Origin of the sequence: Opitutus sp., assembly GCA_024998815.1 — a bacterium.
Classification (GTDB): domain Bacteria; phylum Verrucomicrobiota; class Verrucomicrobiia; order Opitutales; family Opitutaceae; genus Rariglobus.
The window spans coordinates 477,109-502,787 of sequence record JACEUQ010000001.1 but is presented as its reverse complement, the minus strand read 5'-3'; the positions used below and the strand labels follow the sequence as shown (position 1 = coordinate 502,787).

Sequence of the window (25,679 nt, the reverse complement as noted above, 5' to 3'; positions counted from 1 at the left end):
TGCGGCATCCCTCCGCCTAATGACTCGATGCCTGAGTTTTTGTGTCATTTTGTGGTTTTCGTGGCCAATGGTTTTGGATGGGGGGGGGGCCCCCCCCCAAAAACGCTTACGCTTTATCCGAGCAGCCGCAACCACCGGCACCCTCGCCGTGACCGTGGCCGCCGCCACCCTTGCATCCTTCGCCGCCACCTTTGCCTCCACAGCACCCGCCTGCCTCGCCGTGCGCGTGACCGTGGTCGTGTTCGCCGCCTTCCCCTCCACCACAGCAGCCGCCTTCGCCCTGGTGCGCGTGCCCGTGCGCCAGTTCCTCTGCGCTGGCCTCACGCACCGCCGTCAGCTCCACTTCGAAGTTCAAATCGACGCCCGCCAGCGGGTGATTGGCATCCAGCAGCACCTCGTCGCCATCGACCTCCACCACGCGCACAATCGGGGCAAACTGATCGGCACCCGCGCGGAACTGGTCACCCGGATTGAGCTCACCCTCGACGGGCAAAAGCGACTTGAGAACGCGCTGAACCTGAGCGGGATCGTGCTCGCCGTAGGCCTTGGCCGCCGGCACCTGCACGAACTGCTTGGTGCCTGCCGACAAGCCCCGCAGCGCCTCGTCGAGCCCGTCGATAATTTGCCCCGCGCCCTCCAGATAACTAATCGGTTGCCCACCCGCAGACGTGTCGAGCAAGCGCCCCTGCGGATCGCGTAACGTGTAGTGAAAAGTGACAATGTTTCGGCTCATGGTTAAAAGCCCAATCACGACCCCACCCCGCCCACAGGCAAGGGCGAAAACGAGCCGCACCACCCTCCCCTCCCACCGCATTGAGGGCTCACCATCGCGCGTACACCGTGCGCGCAATCGGCGGGTGCACCCAATGGGCGCGCGCGTAAAACCCGTAACCGCAAACCCGCCGCCCGTTGGCTGCGGCATCGCAGCCGCTCAGCGCTTTTTAACCACGCGCGTGTTGCAGATGAAATCGTGCAGCCCGCGTTTGTGCTCGTCGAAGGCCATCACCAGGAAGCCGATGCCGAGGGTGAGCCCGGTGAGCGCCTTGGCCATGCAGCGCGCCACGATCCGCATCAAACTCAGCGGACTTCCATCGGCCTGCACCACGCGCAAGCCGAAGATCAACTTGCCGGGCGTGGCACCGAAACGGAGCAGGAAAATCGCGTCGTAGATGATCGACCAGACAAGACCGATCACGCAGGCCGCACCGAGAAAACGAACCAGCACCATCAGCTCTTCCGGCTTCGGCTGGTAGCCCGGACCGTGCTCGGCGATTGCCATGGCTGCGGGGAAATATGCGGTGCCCACGATTCCGACAAAAATCTGCCAGACCATCCACCAGAGGAAAAAATCCACCAGATACGCCCCAAAACGCGGCCAGAATCCCGCATAAACCAACGCCTCCAGCTCGGGCGTGTGGTCCGTTAAAATCTCAGGAGCTGACAAAAGCGGGGCGATGTCCGTCTCAGGCGTTTCCACCGCGGGCGGGGTGGCCTGGCGACGCTCGGCGATCCACGCCGGATTGACGGCGCGCACGGCGGCGAGGGTTTGCCACTCGTTCATGCCCTGACGCCAGACCAGGGTGTCGGCCACGATGGTTCCGGCCTGAACTAGGCGTTCCAATTCCGAGTGAGTGACGGGTCCAAAGCGCTCCCCGCCGATCGCGTAATACCATTGCATCACAAGGTACAAACCCGCGCCCTGCGCCACTGGCAACGGAAATTCCCCGCGCTCCGCTCCACCGCCTTCCGGAAAAACCTAGTACAATGGGGCAGGCTTTTCCTCGGGCACTTGCACTGGAGTGACGATGAAGTTGGGGTGGTTGACCATGCCGCTTCGTTTCCTCGCCGCGTTAACCCTCCTGCTCGCCTTGCCGCTCGCCGGCTGCCGCCCGCGCGAAACCGCCGTCGAGGCCGCCCGCCTCTCGCGCACGTTGCTCGTGGGCAACGGCGCCGAACCCTCCGACCTCGACCCCCATGTCGCGGTCGCTTTCACCGACGCCACTCTGCTCGTCGCCCTTTTTGAAGGCCTCACCGTGATCGACGAGGCCACCTCTAAACCGCTGCCGGGCGCCGCCGCCAGCTGGGACGTTTCCGCCGACGGGCGCACCTATACCTTTCACCTTCGGCCGGAGGGCGTTTGGTCCAACGGGGATCCGGTCAACGCACAGGACTTCGTGTTCTCGATCGAGCGCATCCTCTCGCCCAAACTCGCCTCCGACTACGCCTACATGCTCGACGTGCTGGCCGGGGCCTCCGATTACACGGCTGGGAAACTCACTGACTTCGAAAAGGTCGGCGTGAAGGCGCTCGATGCCCGCACGCTCCAGCTCACCCTCGCCCGTCCGACCCCCTACCTGCTCTCCCTGACCGCGCATCAGGCCTGGTACCCCGTTCACCCCGCCTCGGTCCGTAACCACGGGGACATCCACGCTCGTGGCACCGGTTGGACCCGCCCCGGTGCACTGGTGGGCAACGGCCCCTTCGTATTGGCCGAGTGGCGACCCGATCAACACATTCTCGTGAAGAAAAACCCGCGCTACTACGGCGCGGCGCAAAACCACCTCGAAGCGGTTAAATTCTTCCCTGTGGCCGACCCCGGGGTCGACGAACGGGCATTCCGCGCCGGGCAGCTCCACGTCACCTACGACGTGTTACCCGACCGCCTCGATGCGTGGCGGCGCGAGGCCCCGAGCCAGCTGCGCGTCGACCCGTTTCTTGAAGTCTTCTACGTGCGCTTCAACACCACGCGGGCGCCCTTCGACGACGTGCGCGTACGCCGTGCCCTGTCGCTGGCGATCGACCGCGACGCGATCGCCGGCCCGGTGATGCGCGGCAGCCGCGCGGCCGCCCACTCCTTCGTGCCGCCCAACACCGCTGGCTACACCTCCACGGCAGCGGTGCCGACCGATTACCCGGCAGCCCGCCAGTTGCTCGCCGAGGCAGGATTCCCGGGCTGCAAGGGTTTTCCAAAAATCGAAATCAAGATGAACGCCGACCCGGTTAACACCAAGGTCTTCGAGGCGATCCAGCAAATGTGGCGCAAGGAACTCGGCATAGAAAGTAGCCTCTCCTCGATGGATTTCCGCGTCTACATCGACACCATGCAAACGCTCGCCTTTGACGTGCTGCGTTCGCGCTGGGTGGGTGATTTCAACGACCCGGCCACCTTCACCGACCTGTTCACCTCGACGAGCGGCAACAACAACACGGGATGGAAAAACCCCGCCTACGACCGCTTGGTAGCCGCCGCCGCGCTCGAGCTGGAGACCACGCGCCGCTTCGACCTGCTACGCCAAGCTGAGTCGATCCTCGTCGAGGAAACCCCCGCCACTCCGGTATTTTTTGGCGCCCGCACCTACCTGATTCATCCGGACGTCCAAGGTTGGGAACCGGCACTACTCGGCATCCACCGTTACCAGACGATCCGGCTGGTTCCGTAACGGCGGGGACCGGCCTTTTTTTTAATGGCGGAGCAGACTGGAAGTCTGCGCTACTTTTTCAGCAGGGCGTTCGCTCTGTGGGGAAGGTCCTCCTTCGTGCGGACAGGAGCGTCCCCAGGACAACACGGAGATCGTCCCCCTCCCCCCCCAAAAAAAAATCGTTCTCGTTCTCTTACTCCTACTCGTTCTCTCAGTCGCCGCCGTTACCCCAACGATCCGCCCTAAGCCCTGCCCCAAAGCCCTGAATCGGGCCGCCGAAATCAATTTTCGCTCGGGGACGACTTACGCCGAAGCGCGCAAGACTAATATGGCAAAAAATTAAGCCTTATCGCGCCACAAACCATTTGACGCAGTTTTTACGGATTACCATAGGTTGTGCCGATTTCACGCAGCGACCACTACGGGTGGTGGTGAATAACGCGTCAGCAAGTTTAGGCGATTTAGTTCGCCAGCGCCTTGCGGACGCCGAAAAAAGCTCCCTCCCGACCAGACTTGCCCGTCGATTTAACCGTTCCATCACACACTTTTTTCATCCCGCCGCTCCGCCTTCGCACCCACCTCACTCGCTTCATCCTCCACCGTCCCATCCCCATGCAGAAATCATTTCAAGTCGGCACCAAAACGTTCGTCCTCGATCAAGACAAAGCTGAGGCCGCGTTTGCGGCCAAGAAGGTCATCAACGGTCGTATCACGATGACCTTTAACCTCCTTCCGCTTAAATACCAGTGGGCGTACGACCTTTACCGCACCATGAAGGCCAACCACTGGGAGCCCGAGGATGTGCCCATGGGTAAGGACATCGAGCAGTGGCGCGACACCACCTTGGTCTCCGACATCGAGCGCTGGATCATTCGCATGGGCATCGGCTACTTCTCGGCCGCCGAGGGCATCGTCGGCGACAACATCCAGCACGTGGTGCGCGAGCTGGTGACCGCCCCCGAGATCAAGCTCGTGCTCGGCCGCCACGCCCACGAGGAAAACATCCACGCCGATTCGTTGCTCTACATGATCTCCTCGCTGGGCATCAACCCCCACGAGTGCGAGGCCATGTTCGAGGACATCCCCACAATCGTTAAAAAGAACGAGTTCGTGGTGAACAACTCGCGCAACCTGCGTCGCGACGTCGACCTGACAACTGTCGAAAACAAGCAGGCGCTCGCCAAGAACATCTTCCTGTTCGGCCAGTGCATGGAGGGCACCCAATTCTACGGCCTCTTCGGCATGATCCTCTCGCTTTACCGCCAGAACAAGTTCCCTGGCATCGGCCAGATGTTCCGCTACACCCTGCGCGACGAGTCCAACCACATCGAGGTGTTCCGCAACCTTTTCATGGACCTGGTCGAGGAGAACCGCGAAATCTGGACCACCGAATTCAAGGAAGAGCTCCGCGCCACCATGGCCGAGGGCGTGCAACTGGAAAAAGAATTCATTCGCGACTGCCTGCCGGTGAACGCCGTGGGTTTGGCTATCGACGAATTCCTCACCTACATCGACTACATCGCCGACCGCCGTCTTGAGGGCGTGGGCCTGGCCCCGCTTACTCCCGGAGCCAAAAACCCGCTTCCCTGGCTGGCCGAGATGATGGACATCAAAAAGGAGCAAAACTTCTTCGAGGGCCGCGTCACCGAATACCAAAAATCCTCAGCCCTCACCAACGCCTCGGACGACGATCTCTGATCGCTCGTTGGCAGTCCCCTGCCCCCCCCCGTCAGTCCACAGGGATTCACCGGCTCCGGTTTCGCCTTCACGAATCCCGAGCCGGTCTCCTTTTTTCGACCAAATTCACTGCCGCAGCGACTTTGGTCCACGTTCCGCTTCTAGCACTCGCCCCGTTCTTCCGCCGCCATCGCGCCCCCCTCAGTCATCCGTTCCGTCTCTTCATTCAACACAGGTCTCCATTAGATGAATTCGTCCCTCTCCCACGATCTCGCGCTTAACCGCTCCTCCCTCGAAAACCCGCCGGCATTCGCCTGGCGCGATTGCATCCCCACCGACACCCCGCTGCTGCCGTCCATCGTACTGCTCGCGCCCCAGGGGGAGACGCGCTTCGACTTGGCGGAAATCGCCGACACCCTCGGCCGCGCAGTCACCAACGTCCACCTCGCCCGCGGCGAGAGTGCCGCCATCTTCACCCCCGAATCCCGCACCTTCGTCGGCCGGATCGTGAAGGAAATCGCCGCCAATCTGCTCGCCCAGGCCCTGCTCACTTCGCCCCTGCGCGTCTCCCTCAACGACCTTTACGAGCTCATTGAAAAGACCCTCGTTGATAATAACGCCTACGACGTCGCCAAGAGCCTCCTGCTCAACCGTAGCCGCAAGCTGCTCACGCCCGCCCCGCACGCGCTGGGCACCATCCGCGTGATCCGCCGCAACAAGCAGGTCGTCCCGTTCATCGCCCAAAAAATCGAGATCGCAGTGCGCAAGTCCTTCCTCTCTCTGCACTCCGACAGCACCTCGGCCATGGCCATCACTAAAGCGGTCTCCGCCCGCGTGACCGCCTCCAAACAATCCTTTATCCACATCGAGGAAATCCAAGACATGGTCCAGGAGGAGCTGATGAAAGCCGGCCACTTCAAGGTCGCTGAGGCCTACATTCTCTACCGCGCCCATCGCAACGAGGAGCGCGCCACCGCCGACGACTCCGCCGTAGCCGCAGGTGCGACCGCTGCGAGCGTTCCCGCGCAACCCGCCCAGATCGTCATCAAACTCGCCAACGGCGAGACCTCCGTCTGGAACCGCTCTGAACTGAAGGCCCGCATCGCCTTCGCCTCCATCGGCCTCGATCTCTGCCTGTCTAACGAGGCAATCGAACAGGAGCTGCTGCGCTCGGTCTTCGACCAGATCAGCAAAAAGGACCTAGACCAGACCATCGTCCTGAACTCCAAAACGCTGATCGAAAAGGACGCCGATTTTGCCAAGTTCTCCGGCCGCATCCAGCTCACCTACATTTACGAAGAGGTCCTCGGCTGGGACATTCTTAAAGACGGCATTGTTAAACTGCGCGCCTTCCATGTCGCTGCGTTTAAAAAATACCTCGAATACGGCATCAGCATCAAACGCCTCAACCCCAAGCTGCTCGCCTTCAACTTGGACAAACTCGGTGCCGCTCTCGATCCCACCGCCGACCTCGAATTCGACTTCCTCGGCATCCAGACCATCTACGACCGTTACCTGATCATCGACAAAACGGGCAAAACCTCCCGCCGCATCGAGACGCCCCAGTTCTTCTGGCTGCGCGTGGCCATGGGCCTGTTCATCGACGAGCCCGGCGACCGCGAAGCCAAGGTTGTAGGCCTTTACGAGCTCTACAAAAACCGCCGCTTCTGCAGCAGCACGCCCACGTTGTTCAACTCCGGCACGCTGCACTCGCAGCTCTCGTCCTGCTACCTCTACTACGTGGACGACAGCCTGGAGGGCATCATGTACCGCGGCATCGCCGAAAACGCCCAGCTCTCCAAGTGGGCCGGCGGCCTTGGCGGCTCCTGGACTGCGGTGCGCGGCACCGGCGCCCACATCGGCGGCACCAACGGCGAATCCCAGGGCGTGATCCCATTCCTGAAGCTCCACAACGACCAGCTCGTCGCCGTCAACCAGGGCGGCAAACGCAAGGGCTCCGGCTGCGCGTATTTGGAATCCTGGCACAACGACATCTTTGAGTTCCTCGAGTTGCGCAAGAACACCGGCGACGACCGCCGCCGTACCCACGACATGAACACGGCGAACTGGATTCCCGACCTGTTCATGAAGCGCATGGAGGCCCGCTCGCACTGGACGCTGTTCCGCGCCAACGAGGTTCCCGACCTGCACGAGCTCTACGGCAAGAAGTTCGAGGACGCCTACGTGCGTTACGAGCAGCTCGCCGACGAGGGCAAAATCTACAGCCAGAAGATCGAAGCCCTCGATCTCTGGAAAAAGATGCTCTCGATGCTCTTCGAAACCGGCCACCCGTGGATCACCTTCAAAGACGCTTGCAACATCCGTTCGCCCCAAGACCACGTCGGCGTCATCCACTCGTCGAATCTCTGCACCGAGATCACGCTCAACACCAGCAACGACGAGACCGCCGTGTGCAATCTCGGCTCGGTCATCCTCGAAAACCACCTGCTGCCCGACGGCCAGATCGACCACAAGAAGCTGCGAGAGACGATCCAGACCGCGGTGCGCGCCCTGGACAACGTCATCGACATCAACTTCTACCCGACCAAGGCGGCCGAGGTTTCCAATCGTCGCCACCGCCCGATCGGTCTCGGCGTGATGGGCCTGGCCCACGCGCTATACCTGCGCGGCCATGCCTTCGCCTCGCCCGAGGCCGTCGAGTTCAACGACGAGGCCATGGAGGCCATCGCCTACTACGCCTACGAAGCCAGCTCCGACCTCGCAGCCGAACGCGGTACTTATAGCAGTTACAAGGGATCTAAGTGGGACCGCGGCCTGTTGCCCCAAGACACGATCGATCTGCTGGAAAAAGAGCGCGGCGTCACCGTCGAGGTTCCCCGTGGCGGCCGGATGGATTGGGCGCCCCTGCGCGCCAAGATCGCCAAACACGGCATGCGTAACAGCAACGTGCTGGCCATCGCCCCCACCGCGACGATCTCCAACATCACCGCGACCAGCCCGTGCATCGAGCCGACTTACAAAAACCTTTTTGTTAAATCGAACCTCTCCGGCGAATTCATCGTCCTCAATCCGTTCCTCGTAAAGGACCTAAAGTCCCGCGGACTCTGGAACCAGGAGATGATCGATAACCTGAAGTATTTCGACGGCGACCTGAAGGACATCGAGGCTATCCCAGCCGACCTGAAAACCAAGTACCTGACCGCCTTCGACATCGACTTCAAGTGGGTGCTGGAGGCCGCAGCCCGCCGCCAGAAGTGGATCGACCAAGCTCAGTCGGTTAACCTCTGGCTGAAGACGCCCGACCTAAAGACCTTGAGCCACATGTATCGACAAGCCTGGCACGTGGGCCTGAAGACGACGTATTACCTGCGCACGCTCGGTGCCTCGAACATCGAGAAAGCCACCGTGGGCGTGAAAAAGGAAATGCGCGGCGCAGTGAGCGAAGGCTCGCTGGGCGGCCAAAACAGCGGCGACATCGGCGGCAGCCACTCGGGTGCGGAGCTTAAAGCTAATAGCTCACAGCTCTCAGCTCAGAAGCCGGTCTTCACCGCCGAGCAAAAGAACGCCTGCAGCATCGAAGCGATGCGTAACGGCGGCGAATGCGAAGCCTGCCAGTAGGCCATCAGCCCAAAAAAAGCCCCGGCCAAAAGCCGGGGCTTTTTTATTTTCAAAACAGAGCGGTTGAATCCCTGCGTTGGCCGCAGGGAACGCGGTAACACGGCCTGCACCGAGATTCGTAATACCCATTCGCGGTCAATGTTAGCGTTACGGCATCCTTGAGCTCACGCTCAAGGCCACACGCTTCTCGAACACACTCCTCGCGAACTCATACCATTTTGCATTCAAACGCATTAAAACCCGACCACCACCGTGATCACGTCAGTAGCGATCCACCATCTAACCTTAAAACACTCCAAGTTCTTAACCAATAATTAGAGCCTGTCCCGAAAGCATAAAAACCTAGCAGTGAACTATTAGCATAAGTTTAATGATGCCTAAAGAGGGGTAATTCCCTGGTTTTGGTCAAAAAAAAGCCGCTATAATCGGCCATGAAGTCAAAACCCGTATCCGCCACCTCGGCCATTGCCCTGCAACGCTGGTTGCGTCCGGCGCTAACGCCAGTCGGTGCCAATAAAGATTACGCCGAGTTTCGCCAGCAATTGGAAGGACTCGACGCGTTGTTGCGTGGCAGCCACTTGGAGACGATGGCGATGGACTTTGCCAAGGCGGGGGCAGGCCAAGCCAGTGTCGCACAACTACGCCAGCGTATGGAGTTTGCGCTCAAAGCGTTACGCTTTGAAGTGTTGCGGGTGCATTTGGGCAACATATCCTTTCGCGAGCTTTCCCGTAGCATTGCCTCAAGTGATTTACTGGCGGATTTTTGCGGTGTTCGCACGCTTGAGGGAATCAAGGGGGCGTCCAAAAGTGTGCTGGAGCGGGCCTCGAAGTTTTTCACCGCCGAACAGGTGCGCTGGATGGGGCAAGTGTTGGTGGAGATGTGCGGCGAGAAGGATCGCGCCACTGAACTCGGGTTGAGCGCGCCGCTGGACATGGATGTTTGCCTCATCGACGGCACGTGCTTGGAGACCAACATCCACTTCCCGGTGGACTGGGTGCTGTTGCGTGATGTGTCCAAGACTTTGCTCAAGGCCATGATTTTAATCCGCCGCGCTGGACTGCTCCACCGTATGCCTGAAGAGCCGGAGTGCTTTGCCAAGCAGATGAACAAGTTGTGCATGTCAATGACCCACGCAGGCCGCCGCAACGACGCCAAGCGCGCGCGTAAACAGATCCTGCGCAAGATGAAGACGCTGTTACGCACGATCGGAGAACATGCCCGCCGCCACCGCGACCTGTTGGCGCAGAAGTATAGCCAAACCCATTACAGCCAACGCCAAACCAAGCGGATAACCACCCGCATCGACGCTATGCTCGGCCAACTGCCCGCCGTCATCAAGCAGGCCCACGAGCGCATCATCGGCGGACGCCCGGTGCCCAACGACCAAAAGATCCTCAGCGTGCATGAACTTGATGTGAACGTACTGGTTCGCGGCAAAGCAGGGAGCCAAGTCGAGTTTGGCAACTCGTTGCTGTTGAGCGAGGCGCTCTCCGGTTTAATCACCGACTGGCAACTCTACCAGGGCGCGGCTCCGGCAGAATGGTGCCAACTCGAGGAAAGCCTGGCGCGGCAGAACCGCTTTGACCTGAGTGCGCCGATTAGCGCGGTCGGCACCGACCGCGGCTTCGCCACCAAAAAAACTTCCGCAATGCTCAAGCAACAAGACGTTTACGATGCGGTATGCCCGCGTGATCCGCACGCGCTCAAGGAGCGTTTGAGCGAAAAACGCTTCGCCCAATTGCAGCGGCGCCGTTCGGCGACCGAAGCGCGCATTGCGATCCTCAAACAACGCCTCGGCGGACGCTTGCGCTGTAAAGGGTTTGCCAACCGCTACCGTTCGGTGGGTTGGAGTGTACTCGGTCACAACCTCTGGCTGGTGTCACGAATCCTTGCCGAGGAAATAACACTTCCGCTGGCCGCTTAATTCAATTTTCCGGCAAAAATGTGAATAACCCTGGGGCTCGCCCCGGCTTTGCCGTACCTTACTACCGCGCTTGGGGGCGGGAAAAATCGATTCGGGCCGCCGTTTAACGTCGCTGGGGTGATTCGTGCCACCTCGTTCGCCCGCAATCCCAATGGACCTCTGCGCACTTTTTAAAAATCCGGAAATTTGGGACAGGCTCTAATTACCAATAAGATACACTAATACAGAAGCGGAAAAATCATTGTTTTTACAACGGTGTCCAAGTTTTGAAGTATTTTCTGTGCAGGGGGGCGTCACACAGCGCTCGGAAGCGCCCCTTTGGGGCCGTCGCGAACCAGCACGGACTGGGGGTCGAGCCATGCCAATTACGTGTGTTGCGGCGGGTGTTAATTGGCCTTAAAATACTTCAATATAAGGCTTTACGAGGCACATGTAAAAATTTTTTTGGGCCTCATGGCTACACTTCATCCCCTCGCTTTAAACGAAGTATTTTTCGGGCCGCTTACCGGACTCGCGTCCGCTTCTAGGTACGCGCGTCAATGCCCGGAATTGACTGACGATGCATTCCTTCGGCTTGGTATTACCAGAGCTCTATCGGATCCTCGAAGCGGTCGCGGTTTTCTTCAACAAGTCGGTTCCTTGTTCGAGTCTTGTCCCGCTACGGGGCACTTCTTTGAAGTACTGAAAAGCGAACGCAGGTTGGCTTTATTAATGGATGTTTCGGTGCAGGCCACCGCCCTGCTCGAAAACTTTACCGAACTGCCCGCTGCCGTTGATAATTATGCCCTCTATGCCGGCGACGGTCATTGGCATGGGGCGGCTTCGCACGATCAGAAAATTGATGAACGCCGTTGGCCGGTAGGACATTTATATGCCCTTAATATTCGAACTCATGCCATGCAACATCTTGCACTCACTGAGGGCAAAAAAGAACACGATATGAGCGTGATCAAGCGACTCGGCTCTAATGCTTTGCGTATGGGGGAGCCGACCGGCAAGAAAGTTCTTTGGATCTGGGATCGCGCAGGCCTTGATTTTCCTCTCTGGCATAACTGGAAGCAAACTGCCGGCGTCTATTTTCTTTCACGCACCAAAGAAAATCTCCTGTTTGAGCCCTTCGCTTCGAAGTTGTTTGATCGTGCTGATCCCATTAATCATGGCGTCATAGCGGATGAAATAGTCATCGCCGCCCATCAGGTGCGTGTGCGCTTAATACGATACCGCGATCCAGTCAGTGGTGAGGTGTATGAGTTCATCACCAGCGTTTTTGACTTACCGCCAGGGCTTCTCGCCTGGCTTTATAAAAAACGCTGGGAGATTGAAAAGGTTTTCGATCAATTTAAAAACAAGCTGGAGGAATCCAAGGCGTGGGCGTCGAGCTCAACCGCCAAGCAAATACAGGCCCATTTTCTTTGCCTAACCCATAACCTACTGGTCCTGTTTGAGCAAAAATTAGAACGAGATTATCAAATCAAAAATGAGGCGGGCCTCCGTCGGCAACAAAAACGATTAGACGACCAAATCGCGACCGCCAAAAAAAATGACCGGCTTCTTTGCTCCTTACTCACAACCGTATTGCGACCGCTTCAGCGCAGTGTGAAACTTCTCCGCTGGTTGCGCTCACATTGGTTCTCTTCTTGCCCTATTTCAGCTCTGCTGCCGCAACTTAAACTGCTCTATGCCAACCCATAGATCTAAAACTTGGACACCGTTGTGTTTTTATTAGCGGCTATTAGCGTCCATTAGTGGTTAAAACGGTTTGTTTGTATATCTTTGAACGCGAAATGGTATCACTCCTCGCGAACACACTCCTCGTGGCCTTGAGCGTGAGCTCAAGGTCTGGAGTTTGGCCCCAAAACGAGTTGAGATCCGTCCCCCCAGCTAAGGTAGAAGCGTACCGCAGGTAGCAACGGCATGGGTTTCGATGCGTTCGTTGACGTGCGGGTGGCTGTTGCGAAGTCTGCGAAACTCTCCGGAGTGATCAGCTCAGATCGCCATACATGATGCGCCGCACCTGTGTGGTTCTTGGCACGAGTTAAACGGCCAAACTCCAGACCTTGAGCTCACGCTCAAGGCCACGTTCGGGCGGGTGCGGCCTGGAGTGTGCCTTTGCCTGGGTGGCTTTGGCTCGGTGTGGCTTCGTGCGTGAGCACGAGGTGTTTTTTCTGGCTGCGGTGCGCCGAATCCTTGAGCTCACACTCAAGGCCACAAGGAGTGTGTTCGCGAAGAGTGTGGCCTTGAGCGTGAGCTCAAGGATTCGGCTGATCTGCGTTCGACTAGTCAGGGGCCAAACTCCAGGCCTTGAGCGTGAGCTCAAGGTGTTTGCCCAAAGGTATCCGCTCCCCCACGAACCGATTTCGTTAAGCTCACCTTGAATGCGAATAGGCATAACCCGCCGCCGACTTACAATCAGAACAACTCCTCCACCGTCGCCGCATCCGCGGCCAGCTCGCGATGAGCAGGCAACTGGTTGCGGAACCACGTGCGCTGCTTTTTCACCAAGGCTCGCGTGTTTTGGCAAATTTCCGCCGCCAGCCCGGCTAAACAGCCAGCCGCCTTGCTGGAGTTATCCGCCGCAAGCCAGGCAAGCGTCTCCCGATAACCAATCGCACGCGACGCGCTCAGGTTCTGCTCCAGCCCCGCCGCGCGCAGCCGTTGCACCTCATCGATTAAACCCTCGGCCAGCATCATATCCACTCGCCGCGCGATCCGTTCCTCAAGCTCGGCCGGAGCCCGTTCCAGCCGGGTGCAACGCACCTCCCAGTCGGCGAAAGGCCCCGGCATCTGCGCAAACTCCGCCGCCAGCACGGCGAGGTTTTTCCCCGAAGCCCTGCACCGCTCCAACGCCCGCGTCACCCGGCGCGAGTTGTCCACATCCAGCGCACCCAGGCCCCCCGGATTCAAGCGGCGCAACTCTGCGACCAGCGCGGCCAGCCCCGCCGTTGCCAACTCGGCTGCGATCTCAGCGCGCAACGCCGCCGGCACCGCCACATTATCGGCGACCGGGCAAAAAAAGCTTTTCAAATAAAACCCGCTGCCGCCCGCCACCAAAACCCGCCGCCCGCGCCCGGCGATCGCCGCCACCGCCGCCTGCGCCTGCGCCACATAATGGGTGATATCCATGCCTTGGTGCACCGGACACAGGTCGATGAGGTGATGAGGCACGCGAGCGCGCTCGCTCGCCGTGGGCTTTGCCGTGCCGATGTCCATGCCGTGGTAAAACAACAGGGCATCGCACGACACGATCTCGGCGTCGTTGGCCTCGGCCCAGCGCAACGCCAACTCGGTTTTCCCTACGGCTGTCGGCCCCGTGAGCACATGAATGAGTCCCTTCATTTTGTCCCCCATTGCTTCGCCGCCCAAGGCCTGCGGGGCGAGACAATCTCTCTCGCGCACGGCGCGCCCGGGTTGGCACGCCATGTGCATTATCGGTTAACGCCAGAAAAAAAACTTCACCCATGAAACCAACCACCCGCACCCACCTCACCGCCCTGCCCGCGCCATCGAGCCCAGCGTCAGGTGGGCAAGGACCCCATACCAACCTAGGAGGCATCCGCTAAACTACGTCGCGAATGACCCGATTTTTCTGGGCACTATGCCCTCCCGTCCGGTCACACCTAAAATAATCCACACCACTCCTCACCTCACTCGCCCGCGCCGCCATGAATACGTTAACTCTACCGCTCTCCACCGTCAGTCGCCGCACCTCCACCGCCTCGGGTTCCACCGTGACGGTCCGCAAGCCGCACTACGACTGCCAAGAGCGTGAGTCCGACTTCGGGATCGTCGTGTACGTGCCGGGGGTGGAGTCTGCTGGGATCGAAATCACCTCCAACGGCGTCGACCTGCTGATCAACGCCCGCAAGCACCACTTCGTTCGGGTCAACTTTGGCTCGCTCAACCTCGAAGGCGTGCAGCACGACTACCAGCTCAGCCTGCGGCTGGGCCGCGGACTGGACTACGCGGCGCTCCAGGCCGAATTCCACCAGGGAATCCTAACCCTGACCATTCCCAAGAAACAGCCCCTGAGTTTCGCCTCCGGGGCGGAATTAGTTCGGGTAGCGTGAGTTCGCCCCAGCCAGGAGGGGTGCGGCTACCCCGCCCCCAAACCCAGTTCATGATTCACCTGATTACCCGTCCGCCCTGCGGACGGGCTTTTTTCGTTATTTTTTGAGCAAACTTCCATTTTGCGCTCAATTTTCAGGCGGACGGTTCCGATATAAGGGTTAACCCAACCCCAAAACGACCATGATCCAGCAAGCCCACACCCTCCCCGCCCGTCCCGCAGTATCGATTGAATCGACTGCCGCCTTTGACGTACTTTGGGGCAAGCCGCTGTTTCGCGCGCCGAACCTGCCTGCCCCCGTAATTGCGCCAGTTGTCGCGCCGTTCAGCGGGCACCCCGTTGCCACGCACCGTCGCCAAGCCAAATAATCGGCACCCGACCGCCCCTGCGCCCCCGCTTTCCGACGCGCTGGCCCACGTGCGCAGGGGTCGCTGCGGATGGACATTTTCGACACGGACGACACGGAGGTCGTCCCTCCGCCAATCGTTCTCGCTCTCTTACTCCTACTCGTTCTCTCGCCCGACGCCGTTCCGCCCTCCGCCCACCCAGCGGCACCAGCAGGCGCCCGGCGGAACGCCTTTCTCCTACCAGTCAGCGCCGCAATAAGGTTCACCACCTCGGGTGCCAAAGCCCCCCCCAAACTAGGGATTTTGCTTAGCGCATTTAAGTTTTGTTCAACACGACCGATTAACCCCTGGTGAGCCTGCTCTATTTCTCTCTGTAACCGCGCCGTTGCGCATACCCTATTTCACCCATGCCCCGAATCCGTGTTCTGGTTGTCGATGATGCCGTTGTCATGCGTAAAATGATCTCGGAAGCGCTGGGCAGTGACGCCCAACTGGAGGTCGTAGGCACCGCCGCCAACGGCAAAATTGCGCTACAAAAAATCCCCCAGGTTAACCCCGACATCATCACCCTCGATATCGAGATGCCCGAGATGGACGGCCTGCAAACCGTGCGCGAGCTGCGCAAAACCTACCCCAAGCTGCCGGTCATCATGTTCAGCACGCTGACGCTTAAGGGGGCCGAATCCACCTTTGAGGCACTCGACGCAGGCGCCACCGACTACGTCACCAAACCGTCCAACGTAGGCAACATCGCCGAGGGCTTGGAGCGGCTCAAAAACGAGCTCATCCCCAAGATCAAAACGCACTGCCGCCACATCCCGCCGCCTCATCCCGCAGTCGGCGCACCTGCGAGCAACTCCACTGGATCCACCGGATTTTTACCGGCTTCTTCAGTCGCTCGTCCGGCACTGAAAACCAGCCCCGCACCCGCCAAGTCCACTCCGCCGGCCGTCCTTTGCATCGGTTGCTCGACGGGCGGGCCCAACGCCTTGGCCGCCGTGTTCAAGGACATCACCCGGCCGCTGCCCGTGCCGGTGGTGATCGTCCAGCACATGCCGCCCCTTTTCACCCAAATGCTAGCCGAACGGCTCGGCAAGGGTTCACCGCTCAAGTTTCACGAGGGCCAAGAGGGCCAGTTGGTCGAGGCCGGGCATGTGTACATCGCCCCCGGCGGTCGCCATATGGAGGTCCGCCGCGAAGGGACCCTGGTGCGCCTGCACCTGCACGACGGCCCGCCGGAAAACTCCTGCCGACCCGCCGTCGACGTCCTGTTCCGCAGCGTGTCAAACGTCTATGGCGGGGCCACGCTTGCCTTGATCATGACCGGCATGGGTCAAGACGGGCTGCATGGCTGCACAGTGCTGCGTGAACGCGGCGCCACTATTCTCGACCAAGACGAGGCCACCAGCGTGGTCTGGGGCATGCCCGGTTATGTCGCCGAAGCCGGCCTCGCCCACCAAATCCTGCCGTTGCAAGAAATCGCCGGCGCCCTCCTGCGCCTCCTGCCCGCCTCGCGTCCTTAACGCCCGCACGCCTCCGCCCGCCTCCGCACGCCCGTCCACCCCACCTCACCCCAACTTCCCGTGGCCCTCCTCACCGCCGATTTCGAATTTGTAACCAACTTTGCCCGACGCTCCGCCGCGATCATCATCGAGCCGGGCAAGGACTATTTCGTCGAGTCGCGCCTGAGCTCGCTGGCCTCCAGCAACGCCTGCAGCAGCGTCCCGGAGTTCATTAACCTGCTGCGTAAAACTCCGCCGAGTAATCCGCTCCACAATAAAGTCCTCGATGCGCTCACCACCAACGAGACGTTCTTTTTCCGCGACATCGCGCCCTTTGACGCCCTGCGCGAATCCATCATCCCCAAGCTCATCGCCCAGCGTGCCGCCCAGCGCAGCCTCTCTTTCTGGTCCGCCGCCAGTTCCACCGGCCAAGAGGCCTACAGCCTCGCCATGATGATCCGGGAGAGTTTCCCTCAACTCGCCGACTGGACGATCCAGATCATCGGCACCGACCTGTGCTCCACCGTACTCGTCCAAGCCCGCGCCGGTGCTTACAACGAGTTCGAAATCAACCGCGGCCTCAGCCCTGCGTTGATCAAAAAATACTTCACCCAGGCCGGTAAGGTCTGGACCGCCAACGCCGAGCTGCGCCGCATGGTGGATTTCCGCCCCATGAACCTGATCGAGCCCTGGCCGCGCCTGCCGCTGTTCGACGTGGTGCTGATGCGCAACGTCATGATCTATTTCGACGTCCCGACCAAACAAGGGATTCTGCGCAACATCCGCGCCACCCTTCAGCCGCAAGGCTCGCTGCTGCTGGGCTCGGCCGAGACCACCCTCAACCTCGACGCCGGCTGGCAATCCGTCGGCCTGGGCCGGGCAACCGTTTATCAACCTTTCGGCGCCCAATGAGAATTCCCGCTTTTTGGCCGCGTTTGGCCACCCGTTTGCGCAATCTCCACCCCGGCACCCGTCGCCGCACCCAATTGGTCGGCCCGTTCGCCGAAGTCACCGCCGCCACTGCCGAGCTGAATCAAGCGATGAAGGCCGTGGAAACGGGCTTTTTGGAGATCGGCTCAATCCTTGAGACCACCATGGATATCGAGCGTAAACTCGTCGACCAAAGTCACCGCCTGGTCGCTCTCTCGGAGGGTCCTGACGGTGGCACCGCGATCATCGAACAAGCCGCCGCGCACATCTGGTCCGGCATTGAGTTTGCCGAAGCCAGCGACCGCCAAGTCGTGGACTTGATCGAACGCCTGACCGCGACCGGCCAGCAAATCCGTGCCAGTCTCCCGGCCCAGCAAAACCTCACTGAAGCGCTCACGCCGCTCAAATACGTGCAGGTGCTATTCCGTGTGGAGTCCGCCACGCTGCCACCCGAACAACAAAGCATCTTCCTTGCGCTCAACACCGAGATCAGCCGCATCTGCGAACGCGTTGAGACGGGCTTTCAGGAAAAGTTCACCATCATTGCCAGCATCGGACTACGGCTGGAAGACGCCAGTGCCCGCTTACTCCAGCGCCAGGTAGCCACGCGCCAGCAACTCACCTCGCTACGCACCCAACTCGAACAATCGATCGGCTCCGTCAAAGCCGACTACGCCAAAAACCAAGCTCGCGACCTCCACGTCGAATCGATCGTGCCTCAGGTTAAACGCGAGACCGGCATCGTGGTGATGTCCCTGCAAGCCCAGGACATGCTTAACCAAAAGCTGCAACACCTGCACACCATCCTGCACGAGATAGGCGTTGCCCACGACACCATGCCTTCCGATCGCACGGGCGGCGGCCGCACCCTGCGCTTCATTGAACAAGCCAGCGGCTTGGTCACTGCCCAACTCGAAGTCATGACTCGCGAGCTGTCTGAAGCCGGCAGACAAGTCGGTGGCGGCTTAGGCCGTATCGTCCAGTTCATGACCTCGCTTAACCAGGACTTCGGCATGAAGCAGGAAGCGCAAGCCGATGACATCTCCATCGACGGGGGAATTCAAAACCTGATCGAGGCGCTCGAAAACGTCGGGAAACTCATTCGCGCCAGCAATGACCTGGTGACGGAAACCCACCGCGCGATCGAACCGATCCGCGGGATGAGCACGCAGTTCACCGTTTTTATGCGCGACCTCACGCTGGACATTCACCTCATCGGCCTGAACGCCGAGGTGCAATCCGCCCACGTCGCCCAAGGCACCGGACTCGAAGTGGTTTCAGCCCGCGCCACCGAGGTTTCCATCACCACCTGCCGGCTCAGCGAACAGCTCGCCACCGAGATCGATAAAATCACCAACGGACTGGGCGATCTGATCGACTCCTTCGGCCAAGTCCGCGCGCAAACCGAAAGCTTTTTTGCCCAGTTGATCCTCGAAACGACTGCGGATGAGGACCGGCTGCACAGTTACCGGGACCGCACTATCGATATCCTGCTGCAAATTGGTGAACAACTGCCCCTGCTGGACGCCCAAATCAACACGGCTGTGGGGCATTCGGACTTCTCGAGTTCGACGGTGAAACAAATCGAAGCGCTGCATGCGCGGGTAGTCGCGCTCCAAACCAGGGCAGCCACCACGGCTGACGCCGAAGGTGTGACCACCGACACCACGGGGCTGATGGACCGCTTTTTAAAGGGTTACACCATGCAATCCCAAGTGGACGTGCATAATCGCGCCCTGGGCACGGGGGCGGCGGTTCTGGGCGCTGCAGCGGCCACAGTGGCGACAGCGGGTGCAGCGAGTGGCGTTGCTGCGGGAGGTGCTTCGGGTGCAATCGACGGGGCGAGCGGCGACGTTGACCTATTTGGCTTTGACGATCTGCCGCCTGTGGCAGGCAGTGCCGGGGCTGGGCCGGTCGCTGCGGCGACGACGGTGGGCGAAATCGATCTTTGGGGAGACGATCCGGTGCCGTTGGAGACTGCACCGGTGCCCACGAGCGTGCCCACACCGGGGAATGCTAAACCAGCGGCTGTGGCCACGGCAGCTGCGGCTATGGACGTTGAGTTGTGGGGCGATGATCCGGTGGTGGAGTCAGTTCCCGCCGCAGAACAAAGCCCCCAACGTAATGCGGCCTGAGGCGGGGGCTGGAGCCTGCCGAACGTAGCGCAGACTTCCCTGCCTGCTCCGGTCCGTTGGTCAGAACGAAAGCAGACTGGAAGTCTGCGCTATCTTAAAGACGAGCGGCTATTACTTAGCGGCCTCGGTGGGCTCGCCAGCGCTTTTCCAACCCGAGATGCCGCCCGAGAAGTGCTTCACGTTGGTGTAACCCAACTTAACGGCCGCGTTGGCAGCTTTCTTGTAAGCACCGCATTTTGAGCTGCCGCAGTACGCGACGACCAAGGCGGATTTGTCCTCGGGCAACACGGAGGCGAGCTTATCCTTATTAACCGCGAAATCGATGGCGCCGGGGATGTGCCCGGCGGCGTAGGAGGCAGAGCCGTTGACATCGATGACGGAGACCTTGCCCGCAGCGATAGCGGTTTTGAGGTCAGCCAGCGAGATATCGGCGATCTTGGCCGGAGCAGCCGCGTCAGCAGCGAACACAGCGGAAACCAGGGCAAAACAAGCAAACAGGGGAAGGAGTAATTTTTTCATAGGAAGGAAGATCACAGGTAGTCGCGATGCCTTAAGTGTCCAGCGCAAGTGTCACCTAATAGGTGACACTATGGGATCGGCACACCCGCTGGGAGAGTTGGGGGCGGACGCCTAACTTGCCGCTATCTTTACTGACAACGCACACCACCATTGACCGCTGGAGTGCGCCTGCGCTATATCCGCCGACTCCTATGTCCACGCCGTCCACCACCGAGCCTGCAAATCTCATGGAAGCCATCGTTTCACTCGCGAAACGCCGCGGCTTCGTCTTCCCCTCCTCCGAAATCTACGGCGGGCTTAACGGCTTCTTCGACTACGGCCCTCTCGGCGTCGAATTGAAGAAAAACATCCGCGACTGCTGGTGGAATGACATGGTTCGCCGCCGCGACGACGTCGTCGGCATCGAGACCTCCATCATCATGCATCCCAAAGTCTGGGAAGCCTCGGGCCACGTCGCCGGCTTCAGCGACCCGCTGGTTGACTGCAAGGTCTCCAAAAACCGCTACCGCGCCGACCAACTTTTCTTCGCCCCGGTGGTCATCACCGGTGCCGACGGCGTCGCCCAAACCATCGGCTACGTCTCTGCGCTTGAGAGCGCCGACACGACCGGCGAGCTGCAAGCCGCCGCCGAGCTCATGAAGCGCAAGAAGGCCGTCCAGGGCACCCTCGCCGCCGTCCAGCCGCGCGACTTCACCGAGGCCAAACCCGAGGAGATCACGCAAATCCCCTCGCCCGCCACCGGCAACCCCGACCTGACCCCGCCGCGCGCCTTTAACATGATGTTCCAGACGAACGTCGGCGCGATGACCGATGCCTCGTCGGTCGCCTACCTGCGCCCCGAAACCGCCCAGGGCATGTTCGTCGATTTCAAAAACGTGGTGGACACCGGCCGCGTCAAGTTGCCCTTCGGCATCGCCCAAACCGGCAAGTCGTTCCGCAACGAGATCACCCCGCGCAACTTCATCTTCCGCTCGCGCGAGTTCGAACAGATGGAGATGGAATTCTTCATCCACGAGGACGACGATTGGGCGAAGTGGCACCGTTACTGGATCAACTGGTGCAAAGACTGGCTGAAGAGCATCGGCCTGCCCGACTCGCACATTTCCGAGTTCGACCACCTCAAGGAGAAGCTGGCGTTCTACTCCAAGGGCACGACGGACATCATGTTCAAGTTTCCCTTCGGCGTGCAGGAGCTGTGGGGCATCGCCGCGCGCGGTAACTACGACCTCACCCAACACGCCACCGCCTCCGGCAAACCGCAGGAGATCTTCGACGAGGCCACCAAGAAAAAGTTTGTCCCCCACGTGATCGAGCCGGCGGTCGGCCTCGACCGCATCTTCCTGGCCGTGCTCGCCTCCGGCTACGCCGAGGAGCAGGTCACCGATGAGAAGGGCAACACCGAGACGCGCACCGTGCTGCGCCTCAGCCCGCGCCTGGCCCCGGTCAAGGTCGCCGTGCTGCCCTTGCTCAAAAACAAGGAGGCTCTGGTCGCCCGCGCCCAGGCCCTCTACACCAAGCTCAAGCGCAAGTATCCGTGCTTCTACGACGAGGCCGGCGCGGTCGGCCGGCGCTACCGCCGCCAGGACGAGATCGGCACGCCCTGGTGCGTGACCATCGACTTCGACACGATCGAAAAAGAAGGCGACACCTTCACCCTGCGCGAGCGCGATTCGATGCAGCAAAAACGCATCACCGAGGCCGAGCTGTTCGCCTTGTTGGAAGAGCAGGTTTACTAAAAACCGCAGCTCGCTCCGCCGTCCTCTCGCTCCGCACCTGACTCCTGACTCCCGCCCGCCTTGTCCGCTCCCTCGCTCGATCCCAAATCACCGGCCGCCCTTGGCGCGCTCACCCGCTACCTTGCCGGCCTCGACATCACCACGACCAAACGCGGTGAATCCTATGCCCGTGGGCGGCGCGTCACCGATCTGTGGGAAGACGACTGCGTCGTCACCGGTTCGGTGCAGGGAACCGAACGTGAGCCCTACACCTCGACCCTGAGTTGGGACGGACAACGCTGGTTCTCCGAATGCACCTGCTCCATGGAGGTGGACTGCAAACACGCCTACGCGCTGGGCCGCACCTGGCTGAACCGCCAAATCGTGCGCCCCACCACCGGCCAAGTCACCATCACGCGCATCACCGGAAAAACCAAAGCCGAGGCCTCGGCCTTGGCCGACAAACCGTCCTTCCGCCAAGAATGGTCGGCTAAGCTGGCCGAAAAACTCGACCGGGAGATCAACTCCGATGAAGGCCGGTTGCTGGGCCGGCTCGCAGCACTGTTTAGCGATCTGCAGGCCCACGGGCGCATCATGCCGGCGAACATTCGCGCGCGCGAATTCGTGGTCAGCCGCGAGGCCGCCCCGAGCGAATGGGAACCCGCTTTTAATGGCTGGTGGCCGCCCTCTCAGCCGCCCTCCGATCCGTGGGAACTTTGGCAATACCTAGCCTACGACTACCAGCGCTCCAACCAAGCCATCCCTGAGGTACTCCAGGTCATGACCGACACCTCGGCGGTGCGCGCCGCGGCCGAGTCCCGCTTGGTGCAACAAGAGCTCGCTCATTGGCGCAACGCACTCCTCGCACCGGCGGCCATCGAGCGTTACACCCAGAATCAAGCAGGCGACGAGTCCGCCTTTGAAATGCCGGCCGACCTGCGGGTGTTGCTGCAACCCGACGGCAAAGCACGGCTAGAGCTACAGGCCCAAATCGGTAAAGGCTGGAAAGCCCCCACCCAAAAATGGCTCGGCCAACTCACGGATGCCGGGCTGGCCGCTTTCGAAGCGCTCCCCCCTCCCGCCCGTGCGCTAGGCCTGCTCCTGAGGCTTGAAAACCGTTCCCACGATCTGCGTTATCAACGTGTTTTGGCCTGCGACCTGTTCGCCCGCATCCTCGCCCACCCACCCGCGCTGCCGACTGTGGTGATGGCTGATGGTTCTCCATTCCGAATCGAAGACGAACCGCTACGCCACAATGCGGTCACCGATCCCGCCGATCCCGCCCGCCTCCAAGTGACTTTAGTCAAACCCGATGGCACTCCGGTGCCAGCCGACCTGCGTCCGTTCCTTGCCGAGCGCGAACCCCTCTACCTGCTCGACCGCCGCGTCTGGCGCGGCCCGCCCCGACTACCCAATCGCCTGCCGGTTGCGGCGCTCTCCGACCCCGGTCTGGCCAGCGCACTTCGCAGCACCGGCATGACCCTGCCGAGCGAAATCGCCGCCAAGTTCCGCACCATCGCCCTGCGCCCCCTACTGCGCTGCTGGCTCACCGACGCTTCCGCCGGCCAAGGCTCGGCTCATACTGCCATTTTTAACGCCCAACTATTCGCCAACTCGACCGATCCCCTGTGCACGCAGGAATGGAGCGGCTACGGCGGCTGGCATTGGGCCAAAAACGGCGCTCCTCCCGCGTCCGGTCCCAACGATCCGCATTACACCTTTGAGCTATCAGCCGCCAATGCCGTCGGCGCCCGCTTCGGCGCTTTCGGTCTGCAGTACTCCGACTGGAATTCGGCGTGGAGTCGCAACGCCACCCGCAGCTTCCCCGATGATTTTGTCGCCTGGCACGCAACCTTGCCCCCCGGCACCGCCATCGAAGTTTCCCACGACCTTCAAGGCCTGCTCGGTAAACCCATGCGTGCCCGCCTGTCGGTCAACCTCACGCCTGCCGAAGACTCCGGTCAGGACTGGTTCGACCTCGCCGTCCAACTTCAGCCCGAAGACACCACGCTAACCCCCGCCGAGATTGAACTGCTGGTCAAAGCCCGCGGTGGCTGGGTCAAACTTCCCCAACGCGGCTGGCAACGCCTCTCGGTCGAGGAAGTCATCAGCCCGGAAGAACGCGCCGCGCTCGATCGCCTCGGCCTGACCGCCGACGCCGAAGTGCTCTCCGGCCGCCGCACCACCCACCGCTACCACGCCCTGCAATTGGCCGACGCCCCGGTGGACGACGAGGAATTGGCCGCCCGCCTGCGCGACCGCTCGGCCGCCCTGCGCGCCCTACCGCCACCCGCGCTGCCCGCCGGACTACGCGCCGAGCTGCGCCCGTATCAATTAGAAGGTTACCACTTCCTCGCCCACCTCGCCTCGCAAGGGCTGGGAGGGGTTTTGGCCGACGACATGGGTTTGGGCAAAACCCTGCAAACCCTGGCCTGGCTGCTCTGGCTGGCTGACCGCGCCGCCGCCGAAGGGCGCCCGTTCCGCGCCCTCGTGGTCGCGCCCAAATCCGTGGTGCCCAACTGGGCGGTCGAGGCCGGCCGCTTCGCCCCCACGCTCACCACCGCGCGCTCGGTGCCCGGCATCGATTTACCGGATACCGCGCAAATCCTGGTGATTAACTACGTGCAACTGCGCCTGCGCGCGCCCGAGTTGTCCGCCATGTCGTGGGATGCCGTCGTGCTCGACGAGGGCCAAAACATCAAAAATCCCGGCAGCGCCACCGCCCGTGCCGCGCGTGATTTGCCAGCCCGCCACCGCCTGGTGCTCACCGGCACGCCGATCGAAAACCGCCTGCTCGACCTGTGGAGCTTGGTGGCCTTTGCCCAACCCGGTTTGCTCGGCTCGCAGGCCAGTTTCCAGCGCCTCTACAACGACAAGGAAGACCCCGAAGGCGCGCGCTCCCGCCTGGCCACGCGCGTGCGCCCCTTCCTGCTGCGCCGCACCAAAGGCCAGGTGGCCCGCGACCTGCCTGCACGCATCGAGGAGGAAATCGGCTGCGAACTCGAAGGAGCCCAACGCGCGCTCTACGAGGCGGAACTCAAACGCGCCCGCCAACTCCTGCTCAAAGTCGGCGACAACCGCCAGTTCGACGCCCAGCGCTTCAACATCCTCCAGTCGCTCCTGCGCCTGCGCCAGATCTGCTGCGACCCTCGCCTCATCGGCCACAACGCGGTCGATCCGGTCGAACAAGTCGCCGCCAAAAAACGTGGTCGCCCCTCCAAAAAAGCGGCTGCGGCCGCCAGAGCGCTCGACGCCAATTCCGCCGCAACCACCGCCGGTTCGGAAGACGCCAACGCGGTGATCGACACGACCGACGAGGATGCGCCCGCCCGGCCGAGCAGCGCCAAATTGGACGCGCTGCTCGACACCGTTGAGCCGCTGGTGGCCGAGGGCCACCGGGTTCTGGTTTTCTCCCAGTTCGTGAGCATGCTGGAGCTCATCCGTGCCGAGTTGGCCGAGCGCGGCATCGGCCACCTGTTGCTCACCGGCCAAACCGAAAACCGCCAGGCCTTGGTGGACAAATTCCAAGCAGCCGACGGCCCTCCGGTATTCCTCTTGTCGCTGAAAGCGGCCGGTTCCGGCCTGAACCTCACGGCGGCCAGCTACGTTATCCTCTACGATCCGTGGTGGAATCCGGCGGTGGAAGCGCAGGCGATCGACCGCACGCACCGTATTGGCCAAAAGAGCACGGTGATGGCGTACCGCCTGATCGCCAAAAACACCGTGGAGGAAAAAATCCGCGCGCTGCAGCGGGAAAAGTCCGAGTTGGCGGCCGCGGTGGTGCAGGAGGAGAGCCTGGCGACGGTGATGGACCTGGACAGCCTGCGGCGGATCCTGGGCTGAGGCGAATCCTGGGCCGAGGCCA

The 25,679-nt window shown here is 61.1% G+C and carries 16 protein-coding genes and 1 pseudogene; 13 read left to right on the top strand and 4 right to left on the bottom strand.

The features are described 5' to 3' along the window. Positions 1 to 106: 106 nt before the first annotated feature. Together H2170_02080 and H2170_02075 are read right to left on the bottom strand one after the other, a co-directional pair. Positions 107 to 733: a peptidylprolyl isomerase gene (locus H2170_02080; GenBank protein MCS6298880.1), complete on the bottom strand. Its 627-nt coding sequence runs from the start codon at positions 731 to 733 to the stop codon at positions 107 to 109. 198 nt (positions 734 to 931) lie between these two features. After that, positions 932 to 1,678 carry an RDD family protein gene (locus H2170_02075; GenBank protein ID MCS6298879.1) on the bottom strand — a complete coding sequence of 249 codons (747 nt, stop codon included), beginning with the start codon at positions 1,676 to 1,678 and terminating at the stop codon, positions 932 to 934. 148 nt (positions 1,679 to 1,826) lie between these two features. Here H2170_02075 and H2170_02070 point away from each other — a divergent pair, with 148 nt between their 5' ends. The 5 genes from H2170_02070 (at position 1,827) to H2170_02050 (ending at position 12,292) form a co-directional block, all read left to right on the top strand. Next, positions 1,827 to 3,440: a peptide ABC transporter substrate-binding protein gene (locus H2170_02070; GenBank protein MCS6298878.1), complete on the top strand. Its 1,614-nt coding sequence runs from the start codon at positions 1,827 to 1,829 to the stop codon at positions 3,438 to 3,440. A gap of 591 nt (positions 3,441 to 4,031) precedes the next feature. After that, positions 4,032 to 5,117 (top strand): ribonucleotide-diphosphate reductase subunit beta, encoded by a 1,086-nt coding sequence (locus H2170_02065; protein ID MCS6298877.1) that lies wholly within the window; start codon positions 4,032 to 4,034, stop codon positions 5,115 to 5,117. 225 nt (positions 5,118 to 5,342) lie between these two features. Beyond that, on the top strand, positions 5,343 to 8,675 hold the full coding sequence (locus H2170_02060; protein MCS6298876.1) for a ribonucleoside-diphosphate reductase subunit alpha: 3,333 nt from the start codon (positions 5,343 to 5,345) through the stop codon (positions 8,673 to 8,675). Between the two features lie 431 nt (positions 8,676 to 9,106). Continuing rightward, positions 9,107 to 10,600 (top strand): hypothetical protein, encoded by a 1,494-nt coding sequence (locus H2170_02055; GenBank protein MCS6298875.1) that lies wholly within the window; start codon positions 9,107 to 9,109, stop codon positions 10,598 to 10,600. Positions 10,601 to 11,053: 453 nt separating this feature from the next. Continuing rightward, a complete protein-coding gene (locus H2170_02050; protein MCS6298874.1) occupies positions 11,054 to 12,292 on the top strand; it encodes a transposase in 1,239 nt (412 codons plus the stop codon). Between the two features lie 717 nt (positions 12,293 to 13,009). On the opposite strand, the gene miaA is transcribed toward H2170_02050, so the two are convergent. Continuing rightward, positions 13,010 to 13,936 (bottom strand): tRNA (adenosine(37)-N6)-dimethylallyltransferase MiaA, encoded by a 927-nt coding sequence (miaA, locus tag H2170_02045; GenBank protein ID MCS6298873.1) that lies wholly within the window; start codon positions 13,934 to 13,936, stop codon positions 13,010 to 13,012. Positions 13,937 to 14,262: 326 nt separating this feature from the next. Between miaA and H2170_02040 the strand changes: the two genes are divergently transcribed. The 5 genes from H2170_02040 (at position 14,263) to H2170_02020 (ending at position 19,580) form a co-directional block, all read left to right on the top strand. Next, positions 14,263 to 14,667, top strand: coding sequence for an Hsp20/alpha crystallin family protein (locus tag H2170_02040; GenBank protein ID MCS6298872.1), 405 nt, complete (start codon positions 14,263 to 14,265; stop codon positions 14,665 to 14,667). Positions 14,668 to 14,848: 181 nt separating this feature from the next. Continuing rightward, positions 14,849 to 15,034 carry a hypothetical protein gene (locus tag H2170_02035; protein MCS6298871.1) on the top strand — a complete coding sequence of 62 codons (186 nt, stop codon included), beginning with the start codon at positions 14,849 to 14,851 and terminating at the stop codon, positions 15,032 to 15,034. A 386-nt stretch (positions 15,035 to 15,420) separates the two neighbouring features. Then, positions 15,421 to 16,536, top strand: coding sequence for a chemotaxis response regulator protein-glutamate methylesterase (locus H2170_02030; protein ID MCS6298870.1), 1,116 nt, complete (start codon positions 15,421 to 15,423; stop codon positions 16,534 to 16,536). A 60-nt stretch (positions 16,537 to 16,596) separates the two neighbouring features. Further along, a complete protein-coding gene (locus H2170_02025) occupies positions 16,597 to 17,427 on the top strand; it encodes a protein-glutamate O-methyltransferase CheR (GenBank protein ID MCS6298869.1) in 831 nt (276 codons plus the stop codon). Continuing rightward, the gene (locus tag H2170_02020) at positions 17,424 to 19,580 is read left to right on the top strand and encodes a hypothetical protein (GenBank protein MCS6298868.1); all 2,157 of its coding nucleotides are present in this window, start codon (positions 17,424 to 17,426) and stop codon (positions 19,578 to 19,580) included. Before H2170_02025 ends, H2170_02020 begins: the two co-directional genes overlap by 4 nt. A 111-nt stretch (positions 19,581 to 19,691) precedes the next feature. On the opposite strand, the gene H2170_02015 is transcribed toward H2170_02020, so the two are convergent. Further along, positions 19,692 to 20,099, bottom strand: coding sequence for a rhodanese-like domain-containing protein (locus H2170_02015; protein MCS6298867.1), 408 nt, complete (start codon positions 20,097 to 20,099; stop codon positions 19,692 to 19,694). Positions 20,100 to 20,290: 191 nt separating this feature from the next. Here H2170_02015 and H2170_02010 point away from each other — a divergent pair, with 191 nt between their 5' ends. The 3 genes and pseudogenes from H2170_02010 (at position 20,291) to H2170_02000 (ending at position 25,657) form a co-directional block, all read left to right on the top strand. After that, positions 20,291 to 21,835, top strand: coding sequence for a glycine--tRNA ligase (locus tag H2170_02010; protein MCS6298866.1), 1,545 nt, complete (start codon positions 20,291 to 20,293; stop codon positions 21,833 to 21,835). A 303-nt stretch (positions 21,836 to 22,138) separates the two neighbouring features. Then, positions 22,139 to 24,973 (top strand): annotated as a pseudogene (locus H2170_02005) (hypothetical protein). Continuing rightward, on the top strand, positions 24,872 to 25,657 hold the full coding sequence (locus H2170_02000) for an SWF/SNF helicase family protein (protein ID MCS6298865.1): 786 nt from the start codon (positions 24,872 to 24,874) through the stop codon (positions 25,655 to 25,657). Before H2170_02005 ends, H2170_02000 begins: the two are co-directional and overlap by 102 nt. Positions 25,658 to 25,679: the final 22 nt, after the last annotated feature.